The following is a 20687-nucleotide window of genomic DNA, read 5'->3' on the forward strand; positions in this document are numbered from 1 at the left end:
CACTACTTTAATTCTTCCAGCACTTTCCAGCACTGATACAACCCTCTGGGTACATGGAAACATCCTTTCCACTTGCCACCTTTCAAGGGTAATAACACCTCTCCTCTTCTATCAAGATAGCCGAACCACTCGGGATATTCAGGATCTTTGAAATGAGTCCAGACATAATCATGTACTTTCTCAAACCATTCCAAACATTCCTGTGAACCAGTTAGTTGATAACCTTTCAGCAATGAGATGAGGGTTTCTATATGCACCCACCATAGTTTTTGATCCCACTCTAGTTGTTGAGGAGGACAACCTAAACGATCTTTAAAATAGAAGATGCCTCCATACTGTTCATCCCAGCCATATTTTACCATGGTCAAGGTGATGTCTTTAGCTTTCTCTATCAAGTCAGGGCGATTCAGTCTCTTACCCAGATCCATGATAAACCACATGGCTTCAATGGAGTGGCCGGGATTAACCAAGCGTCCATCAAAAGTGTTGGATAACTGACCGTCGGTCGTTACATTTTCAATAATAATTCCCCCTAATTCAGGACGATAGAAGACATCCATCACTTCGTGTATGCATGTCTCTATAGTCTGATTTAAATAATCCTCATTCAGTAGATGTTCAATTTCCAATGCCAGATTACATAGAATCATAGGCAATGCAAAGTTCTTCAGATTACGTGTGCCCGGATATAACTTGTTCCATTTACCCTTCGGATTCTCTACTTTCGAAAGGATTATTTCAAAGGTCTTTTTCGCAATATCTGCATATTCCTGATTACCTGTGGCAAGGCTCAGCTGACCGAAAGCCATTGTAGCAAAGGTATACGAGAAGATATTGTATGGCTCCACCAAAGGTCGTCCCTCTCTATCAAGAGAGAAGTACCAATTATAATTCCCATCATGACCAAATTTCTTCAGAAACTCTCCTCCCTGAACAGCACAATCTAACCATTCTTTCCGCTTTTCCACTTTATTGTAAAGCATTGAGAACATCCAAACCTCACGTCCCTGCAACCACACAAACTTATCTGTGTCGAATACACTGCCGTCTCTGTCAAGACAAGTAAAATAACCTCCAAACTCTTTATCCTGAGAATTATTGAGCCAAAAAGGTAAGACTCCGTCAAGCAACTCAGTTTTATACTGTGCCGCCAATTCTTTAAAAACCATCATTTAATTTGTATTTATACGATTAAGGTCGATTTATTTAGTCCAATATTTTTCAATTTCTTCAAGAGACTTTCCGGTAGTCTCAGGTACAAACTTCCAGACGATCAGCATGTATGGGATACACATCACAGCAAACAGAATGAATGTTCCGGCGGGGGAAAGATTTTGGAGCATCCAGGGGGTTAACTGTCCGATGAGATAAGTACCCACCCATAAAGAAAATCCAGCTATAGACATTGCTAAGCCTCTTACCTTTATAGGATACATTTCTGATAATAACACCCATACCACTGCGCAAATGGATATGGCACAACAGAATATATAAAAGAGAAAGAATATTAATAAGAAGAGGTTCGGGATACCCATAGACTCTCCGGCTACAAAGTAAAAGCCGATTAAAAGTAACGAGAGTATCATACCCGAAACACCATAGTACACAAGGTTCTTTCTACCCACTTTATCTATAATAAAGATGGCCAGAACTGTAGTCAACATATTAACCAGACCTACAAGAACCTGATAAAAGAGAGAGTCACCGCCCGAAAGGCCTGCATTCTCAAAGATAGTCGGCCCATAATAAAGCACAGCGTTCACACCCATAAATTGGCCAAGAATAGCAATACAAACACCTATTGCCACTGCTTTTAAAATACCCGGTTGAACCAATAATGACCATTCCGATTTCGTATCAGAAGCAAGTACCTGACGAGTAGCATCAACCTGCTCTTTTGCTTCTCTAACTGATCTATAAATACGCTCAAGAATAGTACTCGCCTTTACATCATGCCCCTTCAGGATAAGCCAACGGGGACTTTCCGGAATAAAGAAGATGACGATAAAGAACAAAACAGCCGGTAGCGTCTCCATTCCCAGCATACCTCTCCATATTTCGGAAACAAAGATCTTATCAAGCATTGGAGTTCCTGAGATCACTCCAGCCTCACCCCATATCACCAATTGATAGTTCATCAAGTAGGCACCGAGGAAACCAACTGTTACCGCTAACTGATATAATGAAACTAACCTTCCGCGATATTGTGGTACCGATACTTCCGAGATATATAATGGTGAGATAATGGAAACAACGCCAATCCCTACTCCTCCAATGATTCTATAAATAACCAGTTGATCAAAGTTGGAACATATTGCACAACCAAAACCGGAAGCTGAAAATAAAATGGCAGAAAGCAACATCGTTCTCTTCCTACCTATCTTATCACTCATCACACCAGCAAACAACACCCCTATGATAGAGCCTACCAAAGCGCAACCCACATACCAGCCTTGTTGCATGGCATCCAGATGGAAAAGAGTAGTAACCTGAGCGATCGTTCCGGAAATTACAGCCGTGTCATATCCAAATAGAAAGCCTCCCAATGCAGCTACTACAGATAGAAAGATTAAATATCCCGTGTTAACTTGTGAGTTCATCTGCATCATTTTATTTGAAAGTATTCTTTATATCTGTCGTAAAGGTGACCGGCTTGTAAATAAGCCGATTGCGGACTCATAAAATGAGAGAATTCAAAGGTTATCGCTTTATCGTAACCCGCCCTCTTAGCTGCTTCAAGCTTCATTCTGAGTTTATCAAACTTAATAGGTAAGAATTTAATCGGCATATCGCGATCGAAAGATTCAGCATTTGTCCAGCATTGCATTCCATATTTATCAGCCAACTTTTTATTTACCTCAAAGAAAGCATCCAACTCATCATAGTCAATTTGTCCATCCTGGAAGGCACATGCATCAACAACATCAGAGATTCCGGAGAATATTTCGCCCCATTCTTTTTCATGTTCTTGTACCGAAACAGCATCTGTTTTAGTCAATTTAGAACCACTGGCCATTACAGCCTTCTTTCCATCAATCCAAGGAGAGATAAAAGTCGGTAGACCGCCAGATACATCTTTGCATTGCTTGCCCATTGCATGAAAAGCACCAATAGCACCTTTCGTTTTACGACTAATCTCACCACTAATATACCATCCACCAAAGCTTTTGTACTTCTCGCCGTAGTTTTTCCAGACTTCGTCAATCACATATTTATTATCTTCTATCTCCCAACTTAAATCACCGGTATCCCAGTATTTACCGGAATCATACAGACCAAAATAGAATTTCATTCCATATTTCTCTGCAAGACGAAGATACATATCCACTAAATCGACAGAAGGCATGTAGCATCCTTTTCCCAAAAGATATTTAGAAGGATACGTCATAAACTTGCGATAGCCCGAGCGAATCAGAATAACCGTATCAATGCCAATATTCTTCATGTGCTGAAAATCCAGATCCCATTCTTTCTCTCCCCAATTTTGATGAGGAATATCATGAGATATTTCATCGAGAAAAGTACCGGATATCTTCAGCCCTTTATTAGGAGGAACAATCAGTTTACTTCCTGACAAAACGTGGGAGTTAGCAGGACTTGCTACGTTCTCTGGTGTATCCAATCCAAATAATGAAGGTGCTACTAAAGCAGAAACTCCTGCCAAAGCCGCTTTCTTCAAAAAGTCTCTACGATCATTTGTTTCCATATTATATCTTATTGAATGAATTGACCAACCATATCAACTTTCACATTATCAAAAGGATCCAATAATTGATCTATTAAAACAGCCATTTCTCCTCTTGAAATATTTTTTTGAAGATCAAATTTTCCATATCCAAACTTTTCCCATATTTCAGCAACTTTATCAAACAGGTCCTTTTTAGACAGTTTTAAGCCTGTCCCCATCACTATCTCTCCCAATATGTCAATAGCTTTTTGCAGAGTTATGGGTTCATTTTCTTTCATTTTATAGTCAAACATAGGATATACTTCTTTTAAGCCCTTTAGTTCGGAAGATAATAACACGGTATCCGCTCTCAACCAAGTTTGATTAGACCAGCCAATACTCTTCCCTGTCCCTTTTAATATGCCAGTTGAACCAATTCTTTGAAAAGGTTTAAATGCTGGGTGATTTACATCAACATCCAGATAAGGTAGTAAATAACCTTTCGCATTAAGTATGGCATTCTGCACATCTCGAACGTCAGCATCCTTTATTTGTACATTTTCACTAACGGCAATAGAAGCCAAAGCACCAGCCGCCTGGCCTATCTGCATTACCACCGGTTGTAAACGTGTAGTACCATTAATTATATTAGAAACTGATATTGACTTCTCCGCAACAATAAGCCCCTCTACATTTTTAGGAATTAAAGTTCCCAAGGGTAAACCAAAAGAAGGCACTGGATGAAAATGTAAATTAGGAAGCTTTTCTTGACCATTATAATGATTATGATGATGATCTACAGGATAATCTCCCACAGCAATATCTGTTCTGTATAAGTTCTGAGGTTGAGCATATGGATCTGTCACATCATTCAAAGTAAAGCGCACAAGTCCATGAATACGGCGAGACTCTCTATGATAGGGGATAAAAGGAAGTTTATCGGCAGTAGGATATTCATCATCGGCCAATCCTAAGGTTTTGTATCCCAATTCATGCTGAATAAAATAAATAAAATTCATTGTATGATTTTTAGCCAACTTCAATGCTTCTTGCCTTTGATCTGGAGACATCTCTATAAGATTAACATAAAAATCATTGCCCTCCATAGGCCAATTAATCATATATTTATTATTCGGCAATTTGCCATAAGAAATCATCTTCTCTTTTGGCCATCTATTGTTAGGTTCTAAAGAATGTGTGCACAATTGATTAACACAACAACATGCGAATTCTCTCGGATCATAATCTTTTGGACAAGGGATCGTTACATCTTTACCATAATCCTTTAGGATGGCAACATAGGTAATATCCTGAACAATGTCATTTGAAGTTTCCGGAGCTACAGATTCATTCGTTTCCTTACGGCTTTCCATACCTACATCATACTTCACACCACACAACTTAGCTATATCTCCAAGCTCTGTTGCATCTATAATAATTTTAGCCTGAACCAATTTAGTACTCTGTCCTTTGTTCACATAAACTTTCCAGAAGCCATCTTTACGAATTACCGACTTTACTGTTGATTGCATCCACACCTTTAGGTTCTTTTCTTTAGCTGTAAATCGGTGCAATATTTTATTTCCAACTGAAGGTTCAAATAAAACGTTGCTTACCCATCCCGTTTTTAGTGAGTCAAGTCCGCCATAATAGGTAGCCAAAGCATCTTTAAATTCACCCCAGATACCAGCCGGGAGGTTGTAATTACCATCAATAGCGCTCACTCCTGCCGATGTCAACATCCCGCCAAGCCATTTCGTTTCTTCCAGAATTAAGGTTTTAGTTCCCATTCTAGCAGATTGAATGCCTGCAGCAACACCACTGGCACCGCCACCTACAACTAAAATATCAACACTTTCTTGAGCACTAACCTTTGTGAACACAAAGATCATTAAGTACAGGTATAACAAAAAACGTTTTTTCATATCTTCTATCAAAATAAGTAAGTATTAAGGTGGTTCTCCAGATGCAAATATACACACTTTTATTAAATAAGCAATAAATAATAAATTATTTTATTATATAAGCGCAATTTTATTGATTTTATTTATAAAACCCTCCTCATTTAGCTCGAAACAGCGATTTTAAAAGAATAGAATCTTTTCATCTGCAGCAATTAGTGGTATTTAAGAGACAGATAGAGTCTCTACAAATAAACAAAATGACATCAAAAAGGAGGGTTATTAAAATTATTTGGTATATTTGCATGAAACGCACAAAAAATTAAGTTATGAACCAACAATTCCTCAAAGAAATAGAAATAGGATCTAAAAATGCACTCGTTAAAAAGCGCATCATTACACATTATATATATAGTGGCACCTCTACCATAACGGATCTATCGAAAGAGCTGGACTTAAGTGTACCCACTGTGACTAAGTTCATTGGCGAAATGTGCGATGACGGCTATCTTAATGATTATGGAAAGCTTGAAACAAGTGGGGGCAGACACCCAAGCTTATATGGGTTAAATCCGGAATCAGGTTACTTCATCGGAGTAGATATTAAAAAATTTGCCATCAACATAGGTATCATCAACTTCAAAGGTGATATGGTGGAGCTTAAAATGAACATTCCTTATAAGCTGGAGAATTCTATTGAAGGAATGAACGAGTTATGTAAACTTGTCCTAAACTTCATCAAAAAGCTAACTATTAATAAGGAGAAGATTTTAAATATTAATTTCAATATCTCAGGCCGTGTGAATCCTGAGTCGGGATATAGCTTCAGTCTGTTTAACTTTGAAGAACGTCCACTTGCCGAGGTCCTGACCGAAAAGCTTAAATATAAGGTTACCATAGACAATGACACACGTGCGATGACTTATGGTGAATATATGCAAGGATGCGTAAAAGTGGAAAAGAACATCATCTTCGTTAATATTAGTTGGGGAATTGGCATTGGCATCATCATCGACGGAAAGGTGTACAACGGAAAGTCGGGTTTTGCCGGAGAGTTCGGACACGTCAACACATTCGACAATGAGATTATCTGCCACTGCGGAAAGAAAGGTTGCTTGGAAACAGAGGCGTCAGGAGCTGCATTACATCGAATCTTACTCGAACGAATACGAAATGGCGAGAATTCTATTCTAACTGAACGAGTGGCAACAGAAAATGAGAACCCGCTCACTCTCGACGAAATTATTTCGGCAGTCGCCAAAGAAGATGTGTTATGCATCGAGATCGTTGAAGAGATCGGGCAAAAGTTGGGCAAACAGATTGCCGGACTGATTAACATATTCAATCCGGAACTGGTTATTATTGGTGGCACCCTGTCACTGACAGAAGATTATATTACTCAGCCCATTAAAACAGCTATTCGGAAATACTCCCTAAACCTGGTCAACAAAGACTCGGTCATCATGACTTCAAAACTAAAAGACCACGCGGGAATAGTAGGAGCATGTATGTTGGCCAGAAGCCGAATGTTCGAGGACTAAGCAGCACCTAAACATCTAAAGGATAAACCATCTCCCTGCTGAAAATATCTTGTAAAAGAGCTATTTCCTTTGCATAGATGGTTTTCTTAAGTCAAATCATTCAATCGTTATAGAACAAGCGGGTTTATTATTTGTTCCATTAGAAATAATACAGAAAAGATAATGGAGAATTTTACATTAAACAATGGAGCAAAGATACCTTCCATAGGCGTTGGCGTATGGCGAATAGATGATGCGGAGATTGCCTATAATACGATCGAACTGGCTTTATCTTTAGGCTACAGACATATTGACACTGCTATGATTTACGGAAACGAAGAGGCTGTAGGAAAAGCTATCAAAGATTCCGGCATAGCGCGAGAAGAGATTTTCTTAACCACCAAACTATGGAATGATGACCAACGGTCGGGCAGAGTAATGGAAGCAATAGATGCCAGTCTGGAAAGATTGGGAATGGACTACGTCGACTTATACTTGGTTCACTGGCCGGTCAAAGAAACCTATGTAAGTGTATGGAAAAAGATGGAAGAGGTTTATAAAAGCGGCAAAGCCAAAGTGATTGGCGTAAGCAACTATCAGCCTCATCACCTTGACGATTTATTGCAAGTTGCCGAAGTGGTACCTGCTGTGAACCAGATAGAGTGCAATCCTTATCTCTCGCAAGAGGCTGTTATCGAATATTGCAAAGGAAAGGGTATTTATCCGGAAGCTTGGGGACCATTAGGTGCAGGCAAAACGGATCTATTGATTGATCCTGTCCTTACCGGCATAGCCAAAGTCCACGGTAAATCTGCTGCTCAAGTGGTCTTACGCTGGAATCTTCAACGCGGAGTTATTGTGATACCTAAATCGGTGCACGAGGCTCGATTGATTGAGAATCTAAATGCTATCGACTTCACTCTTACAGCAGATCAAATGAAACAAATCAGTAATCTGGATAAAAACCTACGCTTAGGCTCTCATCCTGATAACTTTGATTTCTAACAAACGATCCTCACAAGAAGCCGCAATAGGCTAGTGGGAAAAGAACTAATCGGCAAATACACGATCGATGTATAGCACCTGAAAAGCAGGCCGGCATACACGAACTTGTATCTGCCGATTTCTATTCAAAATATTTATTGTATTTTTGCAGCCTTAAAATAAGCAAGAAGTAACCTATGGGATTGGAAAAGGGTATTTTTAAAAGAACAGAATTATTACTGGGCAATGACTTAATGAGCAAGATTGCCAACACAAAAGTGATTATCTTTGGAGTAGGCGGCGTGGGCAGTTGGTGCGCCGAGAGTCTTGTCCGGTCGGGCATTAGCCTATTAACAATAGTAGACTCTGACCGCATCTGCGTAACGAACATTAACCGCCAACTGATGGCGACAACAAAAACAGTAGGACAAGTAAAGGTTGAAGCTCTCAAAACTCGTTTGCTCGAGATCAATCCGAAAGCAGAGATTAATGCTTTGCAACAAATCTATAGTGCCGAAACATCGGACTCTTTTCACTTAGATGAATATGACTACATCATTGATGCAATAGATAGCCTCGAGAACAAGGCCGAACTCATTCGTACTGCCACTAAAACCAAAGCTGTTTTATTTTCTTCCATGGGAGCCGCACTAAAAATGGACCCTACAAAGATTAAGGTAGCTGAGTTCTGGAAGGTAATCGGTTGTCCGCTGGCAAGGGCTCTTCGCAATAAGCTAAAGAAAGGAGAACGACCTTCTAAGAAATTCTTATGCGTGTTTAGTGAAGAATTACTCGAGAACAAGGGCGGAAATTCATCTTGCGGTACCGAACAGTGCCTTTGCCCTAAAGCAAAGAATGGTCCGGGTGATCCTGATTTAGTGAACCATGAGTGGTGCAGTCTGAAAGCCCGTATCAATGGAACATTGGCACACAGCACAGCCATCTTTGGCTTTACCATCGCCGGACTGGTAATGCAAGATTTATATAATAAGGAATGAGTGTGTGTCAGCTTTGACACACTCTTTTTAACAGCAGCTATACAACCGATAAAAACTCTTCCCCTATTTTATGTAACCCATCTACAATACGTTTGCGTTGCTCCGGCCGTGGCTTTTTAAGCCCATTGGCATAATGGCTAAGCTGCCTTTCATTAATGCCTGAAGCTCGTGCAATAGCCGCAATAGACGTAAACTTCTCGCAACTACGAAGTAGAGCAGAGGTTTCTAATATAAAATCAATTTCATAGTCTCCTTTTTGCAACCATTCAGGAACAGCATCGCCATCCTGAAGCATTCCCTCGATATGAAATTGTAGTGCTTCTTTAAAAGCGGCCTTTGCACCTTCAAATGTTTTGTCAGTAACAATAATGCAACCTTCAATTTCTTTCCCATTGCCAACACAATAATTGTTTCCGCTCCAACTAATAAACGCTTCAATTTTTCCCATACTGCTTTATATTTAGTGACAGAGTGATTATTTCCACCCTGCCTGTTTCCAGATACTGTTTAATAGCTCTTGACTTAGCGTCTCGCTTGGCTTTCCTCTTACGGTGACCTTACCGCTTTGTGTAGGATGCTTAAATTGTCTGTGATCTCCTTTGGTATAACTTAAAATCCAACCGTTTTCCTCAAGCAATTTAAGGACCTCCTTAACCTTATACTTTTTCATTTTTATGCTATTATCAGATACTACAAAGGTAGTAATATTAATACTACACTAAAAGAATAAAGCACGCAAATAGTAGTAACATTAATACTATTTAAGAAAGGAATGAGGATGTGTCAAAGGCCGACCATCCTCATCTAATTCTTCTTTTTGTCCGCTATCCATCAAAATTAAGCTCAAATTGATTTGTTATTCAGTATCTATTCATATATTTGCCAAGAAGCATACTTAATAACGCATCTTTTTGAGTTATGGAAAAACAGTATTTACTCTTTAACAGGTTCTCACAGCAAGCATTGCAAACCTTGCATCGCTATAGAGCCGTACAATTCAGCCCCACCACATTTATGTTTTAATCGATGAGATAGAAATCTTTTTTCGTTTCACTTATTAAAAACATAAATTAAAATGAATAATCCCACTATACAAGAAGTACAAGATTGGGTGTTGAAACTTCATGCCCAATGCGAAGAGGTGATGACCGATGAAGAGCGCAAAGAGCAACATAAGTATGCAACCATGGTTCAACGCCCGGGCGACAAAGCGTTCTTATCTAAAATGCTCGATGAATCGTCACAAATTCGTGATAATAAAAAACTTGCCAAACGTATTAATATCCTCATAGAAAGATACGGCATACCCGAATTTCTCAATAAGAGAGATACCTTCTTATTCAAAATGTATCATTCCTTCGGATACTATTTTAGCACGATAGCGATCCCTATCATCAAGAGGCGCCTCCGAATGGATACCTCCAAAGTAATCATCAACGAGGCACGCCCCAAGTTGACCAAACATTTGGTCAAACGTTTTCATCAGAAGATCGGGCAGAACGTAAATCTGCTCGGTGAAGTGGTACTGGGAAACAGAGAGGCCGACCATCGCTATTTTCATTACCTCGAGGCACTCGAATCTTCTGATATCAACTATATCTCCGTAAAAATATCAGGAATCTACGCACAGACACATGCGCTAAACTATAAAGAGAGCTTTCCTGAACTCGTTAATCGTATGTCTGCCCTCTATCAGAAAGCCATCGACTTCCCTTATGTAGACGAAGATGGAGTTACCAGACCCAAGTTCATCAATCTGGACATGGAAGAGTACAAAGATACTCACTTCACCATGCGTCTGTTTAAAGAGGTGCTCAGCAAGCCTGAATTTAAGGACTATTCAGCCGGAATCGTGATACAAGCCTATCTGCCGGATGCTTACGGCTTCCAAACCGAGCTCCTCGAATTTGCAAAGGAGAGGGTGGCTCAAGGGGGTGCTCCTGTAAAGATGCGCTTAGTGAAAGGGTGTAATCTCGAAATGGAGAGTGTCACTTCCTCCCTTCGCGGATGGCCTAACCCCATACGTACTTCCAAGATAGAAGTGGATGCTAATTATCTACATCTGCTCGAGAGAGGTTTGCTAGCTGAGAATGCTGCTTGTCTACGTATAGGGGTGGCTTCGCACAATCTTTTCACCATTGCTTATGCTTACTTGCTGAGCCAGAAGTACGGTTCAACGCAACACATGACTTTCGAGATGCTCGAAGGTATGGCCAATCATCTTTGGCGGGCACAGTCCAAATTAGGTAATCGGGTCATCCTCTACACGCCGGTAGTGAAAGATGAGCATTTCCTCAATGCAGTGTCCTATCTGGTTCGCCGTCTCGACGAAAACACGGGCCCTGAAAACTTCCTCTCCTACTCATTCAACCTGAAACCGGGCAGCAAGAGCTGGACTTTCTTAGAAAAGCAATTCGAAGAGGCTTATCAGATGAAAGATAACATTACGCACGCTCCTACCCGAACGCAAGATCGCAACAAACCTTATGTCTCTGTGGCTCCTGCCGACAAGTTTATCAACGAACCGGATACCGATTTCGACTTGCCTCAAAATCAACAATGGGTAGAAGGCATCATCCGTAAGTGGAAGAAAGGAAAAGAAGAAGAGCCGTTCATCCTGCCCTTGCAGATGGGAGCTGAGACAGTAGTTACCGAGAAGAGACATGTCTATCTGGATCGTTGCCAGAACGACGAAGTGAAAATTGGCGAAATGTCTCAGGCTAACACCGAACAGATAAAGAAGATTATCGCCATTGCCGATGCTGATCCCTCAGGCTGGCGACAAACGACTCTGGCTAAGCGTCATGAGATAATGTATGCGGCAGCCAATAACTTAGCCGAGATGCGGGGCGATTTAATCGGCTGCATGTGTGCCGTAACGGGCAAAACCGTTACGGAAGGCGATGTAGAGGTATCCGAAGGGATAGATTTCGCCCGCTTTTATCCCACTTCGATGAAGACATTCGAGGCGCTAGATCTTAGCATCACTCCAAAGGGAACAATTCTTGTAATCTCTCCGTGGAACTTCCCTTGCGCCATTCCTATTGGCGGCGTCTCAGCAGCACTGGCCGGTGGCAACACCGTCATTCTGAAACCTGCCACCGTAGCGGCACCTGTGGCATGGATGTTTGCTCAGGCTTTCTGGGAAGCAGGTGTGCCTAAAGAAGCGCTTCAGGTAGTGATTACGGACAGAGAGGCGCTCAAAGTTCTGACCACAGCGCCACAGATCAAGCATATCATTCTCACCGGTGGCACGGAGACGGCGCTCAGCATCGCTAAAGCCAATCCATCAATACCGTTATCAGCCGAGACAGGAGGTAAGAATGCAATCATCCTCACTGCATCGGGAGACAGAGATCACGCTATCATGAATGTGGTGACTTCTGCCTTTGGCAATGCCGGACAGAAATGTTCCGCTTGCTCGCTGCTGCTGGTTGAACGATCGGTGTACGAGGATCCTTCCTTCAAAGAGAAATTGATTGATGCCGCCACCAGTATGAAGATAGGTAGCGTATGGAATCCTGGCAATGTGGTAGGCCCCATGATTACCAACAACAATGAGAAACTATTGAAAGCTCTCACCCTCGAACCGGGCGAAGAGTGGTTGGTTGCCCCCCGCTTTCTCGACGAAAAGAAATATCTCCTTGCTCCTACCATCAAATGGGGAGTGAAGCCGGGAAGTTATTCCTTCTGCACAGAGCTATTCGGCCCCATGCTTAGCGTTGTCTGTATCGAGAATCTAGAAGAAGGCATTCGGTTGGTGAACAGTCTCGACTATGGACTTACCTCTGGTCTACAGAGTTTGGATGAAGACGAACAAGCACTTTGGAGAAAGAAGATAGAAGCAGGCAACCTCTATATCAATCGAGGTATCACAGGTGCTATCGTCAACCGTCAGCCCTTCGGTGGCATGAAGTTGTCTGCCTTTGGTGGAGGGTTAAAAGCCGGAGGCCCCAACTATTGCACCTCTTTCGTCAACATCGTCGATAAGGGAGCAAAGGAAAAACTCCTGCATAATTACGAAGAAATGAACAAAAAAGAGTTTTTTCCATTCAAAGAGATGAGCAAACTTTATGGAGAGCAGAACCTGTTTCATTACATCCCTGTTGATTACGTCGTACTGAGGCTATTTCCTGATGACGACGTAGAGGATGCCAGAATGTTTTTTCAAGCATGCGAATTAGCCGGAGCTATGCCGACAATAAGTGTAACACCGGGGGATGAGCGAATTGATCAGCTAAAAAGCTCAGGCCTTTTCGTTGAAGAAAAATCCTACGAAGAGTTTCTGGACAGTATGCATCTATTTGAGCGCATACGTACCTGCTCGCCCAATATCCCGATGGAAATGCATGAGAGAGCTGCAGAAATTCATAAGTACATTGATACCTGTAAACCAGTAAAAGAAGGGTGGGTGGAACTATTACATTACCTCAAAGAGCAAAGCATCTCGTTCGAATACCACCGTTATGGCAGTATTACCGAGGCACCCTCTTGCGAGATATAATTTGCATATTAAGATGTAAGAAGTCTTTTAGTCAGCGGCATATTCCGGATGTCGCTGCAACCATACAACAGCATACGAACATGTCGCTTGGGCTTTAAGTCCCTTAGAATGCGCATAGTCGTATGCTGTTTTTACCAAAGCTCCGGCAATACCTTTACCTTCAAGTGGTTTGGGCACAATGGTATGAAGAATATCCAACGCTCCATCCACAAATTTATATTCTACATAAGCTTTCAATTCATCTTGCTCCACCTCAAATCGATTCCTTTTTGGAAGATGTACTATTTCGTAATCCATACCATACAAATTTTAGGGAAACATTTATTCGTTTCAATATAAGAAACAAATAAACCTAGTGGAAAGTTGAAAGAGTGCTCAGTGCTTTACCGGAATAGAACGAAAGAATTGTACCATGGCAGAATCGTTGCCCATCACCAAACCTTCGGGATGAAATTGCACGGCAATCACCCCATATTTCTCCGATTCAAAAGCTTCTATCACGCCATCAGTAGCCCGAGCCGTAACTTTGAATCCGGGAGCTACATCCTTCACCGCCTGATGATGAAAGCTGTTTACCTGCAAAGAATCCTGTCCACTGATGCGGGCAAGGTACGATTTTGGAGTTACATAAATGGTATGTGTGCCAATAGCCTTTGGCAGCGATTGCCGATGCGCAACATTCTTCACATCATATTCTGACGGTAAGTCTTGATAGAGCGTTCCACCAAAGTAAACATTAATGGCCTGCATACCGCGACAAATACCCACAAGAGGAATATGTTGCGTCACAGTCAGCTTGATGATAGCCATGTCAAACGAGTCACGAGGGAGGTTCACTGCCCCAAGCTTTGGAGAAGGCTTTTCGTGATAGCGTGCCGGATCCACATCTTCACCTCCGGGTAAGATAACCGCATCCAGTGTCCCAATCAGTTTCTTCAAACGGGCTTCATCTTCCATAAAAGGAATTAATACCGGAATGTTTCCGGCCCGTAACACGGCATCAATATAGGCGCGCGGCGCACTCGTTTCACCATTATAATACGTATCTGCAATACCAATCAAGCGATTATCCTGAGCAAGGACATTCGCCAAACTGACGAACACCAAGCTCACTAATAAAATTATTTTTTTCATCCTTACTTAAATTTAGAGAGAGAGTAACAATACATTCTTTTCGGTTACAATGTTAGTGAAATTCTTCCAAATACATAGCGCCCGTTAAAGCCAAATTGTTGTCCGGTACGAGAATAAACGAAATATCCTGCGCCCACATTGCTTCCGGTAGCCTTATCGGGATAAATATCAAAAAGATTGTTGGCACCTACCGAAAGCTTGAAACTTCTGGTAAAGTTATACCCCACTACCGCATCAGTCACCACCTTCGCACCGTACGTCTCCTGATCGGCCACCGTATTGGTAGCAGCATCTACTTCACCAAAATAGACATTGCGCAACAAGAAATTCCATTTGTAAGGAGAGTAACTAAGTGACAAACTCCCTTTTACACGAGGCACTGCGGACTCTATATAGATGCGACTGGCATCATCCAGATAAGAAGATTCTTTGCCTGCGAGCAATTCAGATGAATGCACGCCACCCACAATCGATGTTTTGACTAAGCTACCCGACAAGTCAGCACGAAACAGCCCCGGACCTACCTTTTTATTATAAGAAAGTACCACGTCAACCCCTTTCGTTTCAGTATTAATGGCATTGGCAAAGAAACGAGCAGTGGAAGCTCCGGCCTGATTCAAAATGTTATAAATCTCTTTGTCCTGATCCGAAGCATCGGCCGCATTACTACCCTTAAACTGTCCGGTATAAATAACCCGATTGTCTATGCGAATAAAATAACCATCCACTGTAAGGTTGAAATCGCCAAAACGTCCGGTAAAGCCCGCACTGTAGTTATATGACTTTTCTTCCTTCAGATCGGGAATGCCCAATAAATTAGCCAAGCGACTATCGTTGCGGAAAGTTCCCGATGAAATGATCACCCCGTCAGTAAACAAGCTTGAAGTAGCGCTGAAATAACGTTGATGAAGTGACGGTGCACGAAAGCCCGTACTAGCTGCTGCACGCAATGCCCATTTATCATTCAACTTATAGCGAAGCGCCAGTTTCCAGTTCAGCGTAGAGCCAAAATCGGAATAGTTCTCAAAGCGCACCGCACCGGCTGCCAAGAGTTTAGGAGTCAGATTCACTTCCGCATCCACATAAGCAGCTACCGAAGAACGAGATACATTAATCGCGTTTTCGGGACGGAATCCGGGAAATGCCTGCGCACCACCTGCATAGTTCTTACCATCGGCCGACTGCAAAGTCTGGATATCTCCATTGATATCAGAAACAAGAATATCATCTCCATTCGCATCCGTACCGACCTTCACTGCCCGTCCATAGTCACGATAAGAGTTCTCATCACCCGCTATAATCTGGTAATTCTCGTAACGATGTTCGCCACCAAACGAAAGGTCAAGACCTGAAAGCAGATCGAAACGACGATGAATATCCAGATTGGTGGTGTTTTGCGTAAAACGATATCCACCATCTTCAAAACGTGTGGGAGATGCGTCCAGCAAAGAAGCATTCAGCGTGTTGGAAGTAACAAAATCAATGCTGTTTCTTCCGTAAGTATTTGAAAAGTCAATGTCCCATTCTCCCTTTTTGCCACGGATACCCGCTGATAGAGATTGATCTATATTGTCGGTATTAATTAACGGTAGGAAACCGTCAGGATAAAGATACTCGCTGTTTTGATTCAGCTGTGCAGGCTGGCGACGGAAAGCAGCCGATTCACCCTTTCGAAAGTTCAATCCTCCGAAAGAATAGAGTTCCGCATGCTCCGTTAGCGGCAAGCTAGAGTTAAAGAAGAGCGCCCCACCCCTGTTTTTCGACTGACCGATACGAGAGACATAGTCCGCTCTGGTTTTACCCAAACGAGCCAGTTCCACATCCGTCACATCCGCCCCCGTAGGGTTTGCATAGCGATCAGGGAAGTTATAATCTTTAAAGATAGTGCCTGTAAACTCCTTCTGGCGGTTGGTCGGATCCCGAAAATCATACGAGCCACTCAGGTTGATGAAACCACCCTGTTTGCCCAACTTAAAGCCCAGATTAGCATTAGCTTGCACCGTTTCACCATCTAGCGTACCTTCCGAGTTTTTCGAAAGATACCCTCCTGAAGTAAAGTCCACCCTACCCTCAGCCGTATTATCTTCGAGAATAATGTTAATCACCCCCGCAATGGCATCCGAGCCATACTGTGCCGAAGCACCATCACGCATGATTTCAATACGCTTGATGGACGCCACAGGAATGGCGTTCAAATCCGTGCCAACAGCACCTTTACCAAAAGTCCCGTTAATATTGATCAGCGATGTAGTATGTCGGCGCTTACCATTAATCAGCACCAACACCTGATCAGGGCCCAATCCTCGCAAGGAAGCCGGATCGATATGATCCGTTCCGTCACTGATCACCTGCGTGTTCGAGTTAAATGAAGGCACCACATAGTTCAGCAACTGATTCAGATTAACCTGAGCAGCCTCTTTAAAGATCTTTCGGTCAATCACATCAATCGGCGCCAATGACTCAAGGCGAGAACGAGGATGCGCCCTCGATCCCACTACCACCACCTCGTCTAGCTCCTCACCTGCATAGAGCACAAAGTTTTGTAGCACGTCGCTCGATCCATCCACATTAATCTTCTTTTGCAACTCTTTATACCCAATATAACTTACTTTCAGCGTATAATTTCCTTTATTCAGCCGCAGTGAATAATGCCCATCGGCATCAGTAATCGTGCCTACGCTCGTACCAACCACTTGCACGGTTGCTCCCGGCAATGCGGCATCATTATCATCACTCACCGTACCAGACAGCTTATTCTGCTGTGCAAAAGCCGTTCCGGCCACAAGCAGTAGAATAAATAATCCTGCAATCTTTTTCCCTAACGTTCTTTTCATAACTAAATACCTTTTATTTTTATAATTTTCAACATTGCAAAGATAGGTTACGTGAACGAAGTATAAAATCCACTAAATATGGTATTTTCATCACACGTTTGTGGTAGAGAATAGAAAGAGCGCATACATAAGCTATGCCGACTTTATAGGAGTATTAGTTGCTTTATTCAAACAAAATAAGTACCTTTATAGTGAAAAGTAGATGGTCACGCAACTGCAGTACCATGGTCACGCAGCCGTGTGATCATGGTCACACAATTGCGGGACGATAGTCACACAGCTGCGTGACCACCAAGATCTTCTAGAATCAACGCTTAGACGTTCCGTTAAAAGCAGATAGATAACGTATGAACCAACAATAAAAAGCACACAGACTATGTCAGCAATGTACGATCTCATAGAGAAGCCTAACCCAAAAGGAGACGACGAGAAACAATTACTTTACCCACGTATCGTATCAAGCGGTACCATCAGTACCGAGAAACTTATTGAACGGATAACAGGAGCTTCCTCCCTGACACCCGGAGACGTGAAAAGTGCTATCACAGAAATAAGCGATGTCATGGCAGAATATCTCAAAGACGGTTACACCGTAGAGCTGGGCGACATCGGTTATTTCTCTCCAAGCATCAAAGGACGTGGAGTATCCAATAAGAAAGAGATCCGTTCCACCTCCATCTATTTCGACAATGTGAACTTCCGTGCCTCAAAGAAGTTCCGCCAGAATCTATACGGAACACTAGAGCGTACGCAATATGGCTTCCGCAAATCATCCAAGATGAGTGATGAGAAACGCAAAGAACTCTTGGAAAAATATCTCGACGAACAAGCATTTATCACCCGCCCGGAATATACCAAACTTACCGGATTACTTAAGAACAAAGCATTGCAAGAGCTCAAGATATTTGTAGAAAAAGGCGTACTTTGTACACGTGGCAGAGGCAACCAAACAGTGTTTATGAAGGCGGTGAAAGTGGAAGAAGGAGAATAAGAACAAAATAGTACAGAAGAAAGATGAATCAAATTACGCAAGAAAGCCAGAATATAGAGTATAAGCAAAGTTGGAGGGATGAATATCTGAAATGGATTTGTGGCTTTGCCAATGCTTCCGGTGGTAAAATCTATATTGGGATAGATGATGACTGCCATGTAGTAGGTGTGCCGGATGCCAAAAAGCTAATGGAAGATATACCAAACAAAATAGTTAACTATCTAGGTATCGTAGCAGATGTCAACTTACTCAATGAGGAGGACAACGACTATATTGAAATCAATGTTTCACCATCTAGCGTACCTATATCCTATCGTGGAATATATCATTATCGTAGCGGCAGTACCAAACAAGAATTAAACGGAAGTGCCTTACAGCATTTTCTATTGAAACGCCTGGGCCGAACTTGGGATGATTTACCTTGTGAATGGGCTACTTTTGATGACATAGACAAAGACGCTGTTGCCTACTTTTTCAAGAAAGCAGCCTCAGCCAAACGAGTAGCCAACAATATTGCCGATGATGATTTGCAAACCGTATTTCAGAATCTTGACTTAGTCACCGAAGAAGGAAAGCTAAAGAATGCGACGTTATTGCTCTTCGCCAAACGTCCTTCTCGCTTCTTCCCTCTTGTTCAATTTAAGATTGGTCGATTTGGCAAAAGCGATGACGATTTGATGTTTCAAGATATCGTTGAAGGAAACATTCTGCAAATGGCCGATAAAGTGATGGATATCCTAAAGTCCAAGTACCTTATCAGCCCGATACATTACGAAGGACTTCAGCGGATTGAATCTCTCGAAATCCCCGAAGAATCTTTACGTGAAGCAATATTCAATAGCATCATTCATAAAGATTATACAGGTGCCCCCATACAGCTAAGTGTGTATAACGACAAACTAATATTATGGAACGAAGGGCGTTTACCCGAAGGCTTCACCATTGGTACCCTACTAGGCAAGCACCCCTCAAGACCTTATAACAAAAATATTGCCGATATATTCTTCAAAGCAGGATTTATTGAAGCTTGGGGCCGTGGCATTTCCAAAATCATAGAAGGATTTACACAAGAAGGATTGAAAACACCGATCTTTGAAGCAACGATGGGTGGCATCATGGTAACTATAATAAGAAGCGAAGCAATTGCAAGTACCCCCCAAGTACCCACCAGTAACCCACCAGTAACCCACCAGTACCCCACCAGTAACCCACCAGTTCTTTTAGCAATATTAGGAGATAAGAATAAAGTTTCCGAGTTTTTAGATTTGTTTAATAAACAGAAAGAATGTAGTTCTATCGATATCATGAATTCCCTGGATCTAAAAGATATAAGATATGTACGCGAAAATTATATCAAGCCCTTATTAGAAGATGGAATTATAGAGTTGAAGTATCCGGATGTGCCAAACCACCCTAAACAAATGTATCGGTTGGTAGCTATTAAATAAAAACATTATGAAAACAACTGCAAACAAATACACGCCTTATTTCCCCATTCACCCGAGCGAAATAATCAAAGACGAAATAGAATATCGCAGCATGCCACAAAGCCGACTTTGGTTTGGATGCCGATGATATTGTGGTACATTGCCGTACAGATTTGATTTTTTTGGGATTTACCATAAGATCCGAAGCATATAATTATGCAGGCAAGATAATAGCCGTTCCTGGCATTTATGTCAGTATGAAGTCCAAAACTTCCATTGTTCAAAAGCTCAGGTAATTGAACCTGCACAAATGGCGTACTACATTGGAACATATTGCTCGCGAAATCAATCCTATATTAAACGGTATTATCAACTACTACCACAAATTTAGGAAAAGTGACATGACCTTGGTATGGTTGCAACTTAACGGAAAACTACTGAAATGGATAAAATGGGAAAAAGGACTCGCAAATAAAGCAGCAGGCAAGTACCTGCACACGAAATACAAACAGAACACAAATCTATTTGCACACTGGGCATTGGTACATCCATAAAATAAATAGTTTAATTGCTTGTTATGTCAATAAAAGCAGTTATTTTTACGTGATTTATTAACATGAAGAGCCGTGTGAAGAGAGACTTTCAAGCACGGTTCCGTGAGAACGCAATGGTGAAAGTCCATGGCGTGACTCGATTATGGGCAAGGTTAAAAAAAAGAACTTGACAA

The 20687-nt window shown here is 41.8% G+C and carries 16 protein-coding genes; 7 read left to right on the forward strand and 9 right to left on the reverse strand.

Annotation, left to right across the window (positions count from 1 at the left end; translation table 11 throughout):
* Positions 1–2: 2 nt before the first annotated feature.
* The 4 genes from BQ5338_RS04015 to BQ5338_RS04030 are packed head-to-tail and all read right to left on the reverse strand — an operon-like array spanning position 3 to position 5592.
* Positions 3–1169 carry a n-acyl-d-glucosamine 2-epimerase gene (locus BQ5338_RS04015; RefSeq protein ID WP_071145871.1) on the reverse strand — a complete coding sequence of 389 codons (1167 nt, stop codon included), beginning with the start codon at positions 1167–1169 and terminating at the stop codon, positions 3–5.
* Between the two features lie 33 nt (positions 1170–1202).
* Positions 1203–2600 (reverse strand): sugar porter family MFS transporter, encoded by a 1398-nt coding sequence (locus tag BQ5338_RS04020; protein ID WP_071145872.1) that lies wholly within the window; start codon positions 2598–2600, stop codon positions 1203–1205.
* A gap of 5 nt (positions 2601–2605) precedes the next feature.
* Complete coding sequence (locus BQ5338_RS04025) at positions 2606–3706, reverse strand: DUF4434 domain-containing protein (RefSeq protein ID WP_071145503.1); 1101 nt, start codon at positions 3704–3706, stop codon at positions 2606–2608.
* An 8-nt stretch (positions 3707–3714) separates the two neighbouring features.
* Complete coding sequence (locus tag BQ5338_RS04030; RefSeq protein ID WP_071145873.1) at positions 3715–5592, reverse strand: FAD-dependent oxidoreductase; 1878 nt, start codon at positions 5590–5592, stop codon at positions 3715–3717.
* 305 nt (positions 5593–5897) lie between these two features.
* Here BQ5338_RS04030 and BQ5338_RS04035 point away from each other — a divergent pair, with 305 nt between their 5' ends.
* The 3 genes from BQ5338_RS04035 to BQ5338_RS04045 all read left to right on the forward strand — a co-directional run bounded on the left by BQ5338_RS04035 (position 5898) and on the right by BQ5338_RS04045 (position 9070).
* Positions 5898–7109 carry an ROK family transcriptional regulator gene (locus BQ5338_RS04035; RefSeq protein ID WP_071145504.1) on the forward strand — a complete coding sequence of 404 codons (1212 nt, stop codon included), beginning with the start codon at positions 5898–5900 and terminating at the stop codon, positions 7107–7109.
* Between the two features lie 162 nt (positions 7110–7271).
* Entirely contained in the window at positions 7272–8093 is an 822-nt protein-coding gene (locus BQ5338_RS04040) for an aldo/keto reductase (RefSeq protein ID WP_071145505.1), read from the forward strand.
* Between the two features lie 176 nt (positions 8094–8269).
* Positions 8270–9070, forward strand: coding sequence for a tRNA threonylcarbamoyladenosine dehydratase (locus tag BQ5338_RS04045; protein ID WP_071145506.1), 801 nt, complete (start codon positions 8270–8272; stop codon positions 9068–9070).
* Positions 9071–9107: 37 nt separating this feature from the next.
* Here the strand turns inward: BQ5338_RS04045 and BQ5338_RS04050 are convergent, their stop codons facing one another.
* Positions 9108–9518, reverse strand: a complete 411-nt coding sequence (locus BQ5338_RS04050) for a type II toxin-antitoxin system HicB family antitoxin (RefSeq protein WP_071145507.1) — start codon at positions 9516–9518, stop codon at positions 9108–9110.
* 27 nt (positions 9519–9545) lie between these two features.
* The gene (locus BQ5338_RS04055; RefSeq protein ID WP_071145508.1) at positions 9546–9740 is read right to left on the reverse strand and encodes a type II toxin-antitoxin system HicA family toxin; all 195 of its coding nucleotides are present in this window, start codon (positions 9738–9740) and stop codon (positions 9546–9548) included.
* A 405-nt stretch (positions 9741–10145) separates the two neighbouring features.
* Here BQ5338_RS04055 and BQ5338_RS04060 point away from each other — a divergent pair, with 405 nt between their 5' ends.
* Positions 10146–13574: a bifunctional proline dehydrogenase/L-glutamate gamma-semialdehyde dehydrogenase gene (locus BQ5338_RS04060; RefSeq protein WP_071145509.1), complete on the forward strand. Its 3429-nt coding sequence runs from the start codon at positions 10146–10148 to the stop codon at positions 13572–13574.
* 27 nt (positions 13575–13601) lie between these two features.
* Here the strand turns inward: BQ5338_RS04060 and BQ5338_RS04065 are convergent, their stop codons facing one another.
* From BQ5338_RS04065 to BQ5338_RS04075, 3 genes are all read right to left on the reverse strand, one after another.
* Positions 13602–13871, reverse strand: a complete 270-nt coding sequence (locus BQ5338_RS04065) for a GNAT family N-acetyltransferase (RefSeq protein ID WP_071145510.1) — start codon at positions 13869–13871, stop codon at positions 13602–13604.
* 78 nt (positions 13872–13949) lie between these two features.
* A complete protein-coding gene (locus tag BQ5338_RS04070; RefSeq protein WP_071145511.1) occupies positions 13950–14708 on the reverse strand; it encodes a gamma-glutamyl-gamma-aminobutyrate hydrolase family protein in 759 nt (252 codons plus the stop codon).
* A 44-nt stretch (positions 14709–14752) separates the two neighbouring features.
* On the reverse strand, positions 14753–17542 hold the full coding sequence (locus tag BQ5338_RS04075) for a TonB-dependent receptor (RefSeq protein ID WP_071145512.1): 2790 nt from the start codon (positions 17540–17542) through the stop codon (positions 14753–14755).
* A gap of 376 nt (positions 17543–17918) precedes the next feature.
* Between BQ5338_RS04075 and BQ5338_RS04080 the strand changes: the two genes are divergently transcribed.
* From BQ5338_RS04080 to BQ5338_RS04090, 3 genes are all read left to right on the forward strand, one after another.
* The gene (locus BQ5338_RS04080; RefSeq protein WP_071145513.1) at positions 17919–18533 is read left to right on the forward strand and encodes an HU family DNA-binding protein; all 615 of its coding nucleotides are present in this window, start codon (positions 17919–17921) and stop codon (positions 18531–18533) included.
* A 23-nt stretch (positions 18534–18556) separates the two neighbouring features.
* Complete coding sequence (locus BQ5338_RS04085; protein ID WP_071145514.1) at positions 18557–19981, forward strand: ATP-binding protein; 1425 nt, start codon at positions 18557–18559, stop codon at positions 19979–19981.
* A gap of 275 nt (positions 19982–20256) precedes the next feature.
* A complete protein-coding gene (locus BQ5338_RS04090) occupies positions 20257–20514 on the forward strand; it encodes a group II intron maturase-specific domain-containing protein (RefSeq protein ID WP_071145515.1) in 258 nt (85 codons plus the stop codon).
* Positions 20515–20687 lie beyond the last annotated feature (173 nt).

Source organism: Bacteroides ihuae, assembly GCF_900104585.1.
GTDB classification, from domain to species: domain Bacteria; phylum Bacteroidota; class Bacteroidia; order Bacteroidales; family Bacteroidaceae; genus Bacteroides; species Bacteroides ihuae.

Coding starts and splice junctions, on each gene's coding strand:
- BQ5338_RS04015 (WP_071145871.1), bottom strand. CDS start 1,169: ATGGTTTTTAAAGAATTGGCGGCACAGTATAAAACTGAGTTGCTTGAC.
- BQ5338_RS04020 (WP_071145872.1), bottom strand. CDS start 2,600: ATGAACTCACAAGTTAACACGGGATATTTAATCTTTCTATCTGTAGTA.
- BQ5338_RS04025 (WP_071145503.1), bottom strand. CDS start 3,706: ATGGAAACAAATGATCGTAGAGACTTTTTGAAGAAAGCGGCTTTGGCA.
- BQ5338_RS04030 (WP_071145873.1), bottom strand. CDS start 5,592: ATGAAAAAACGTTTTTTGTTATACCTGTACTTAATGATCTTTGTGTTC.
- BQ5338_RS04035 (WP_071145504.1), top strand. CDS start 5,898: ATGAACCAACAATTCCTCAAAGAAATAGAAATAGGATCTAAAAATGCA.
- BQ5338_RS04040 (WP_071145505.1), top strand. CDS start 7,272: ATGGAGAATTTTACATTAAACAATGGAGCAAAGATACCTTCCATAGGC.
- BQ5338_RS04045 (WP_071145506.1), top strand. CDS start 8,270: ATGGGATTGGAAAAGGGTATTTTTAAAAGAACAGAATTATTACTGGGC.
- BQ5338_RS04050 (WP_071145507.1), bottom strand. CDS start 9,518: ATGGGAAAAATTGAAGCGTTTATTAGTTGGAGCGGAAACAATTATTGT.
- BQ5338_RS04055 (WP_071145508.1), bottom strand. CDS start 9,740: ATGAAAAAGTATAAGGTTAAGGAGGTCCTTAAATTGCTTGAGGAAAAC.
- BQ5338_RS04060 (WP_071145509.1), top strand. CDS start 10,146: ATGAATAATCCCACTATACAAGAAGTACAAGATTGGGTGTTGAAACTT.
- BQ5338_RS04065 (WP_071145510.1), bottom strand. CDS start 13,871: ATGGATTACGAAATAGTACATCTTCCAAAAAGGAATCGATTTGAGGTG.
- BQ5338_RS04070 (WP_071145511.1), bottom strand. CDS start 14,708: ATGAAAAAAATAATTTTATTAGTGAGCTTGGTGTTCGTCAGTTTGGCG.
- BQ5338_RS04075 (WP_071145512.1), bottom strand. CDS start 17,542: ATGAAAAGAACGTTAGGGAAAAAGATTGCAGGATTATTTATTCTACTG.
- BQ5338_RS04080 (WP_071145513.1), top strand. CDS start 17,919: ATGTCAGCAATGTACGATCTCATAGAGAAGCCTAACCCAAAAGGAGAC.
- BQ5338_RS04085 (WP_071145514.1), top strand. CDS start 18,557: ATGAATCAAATTACGCAAGAAAGCCAGAATATAGAGTATAAGCAAAGT.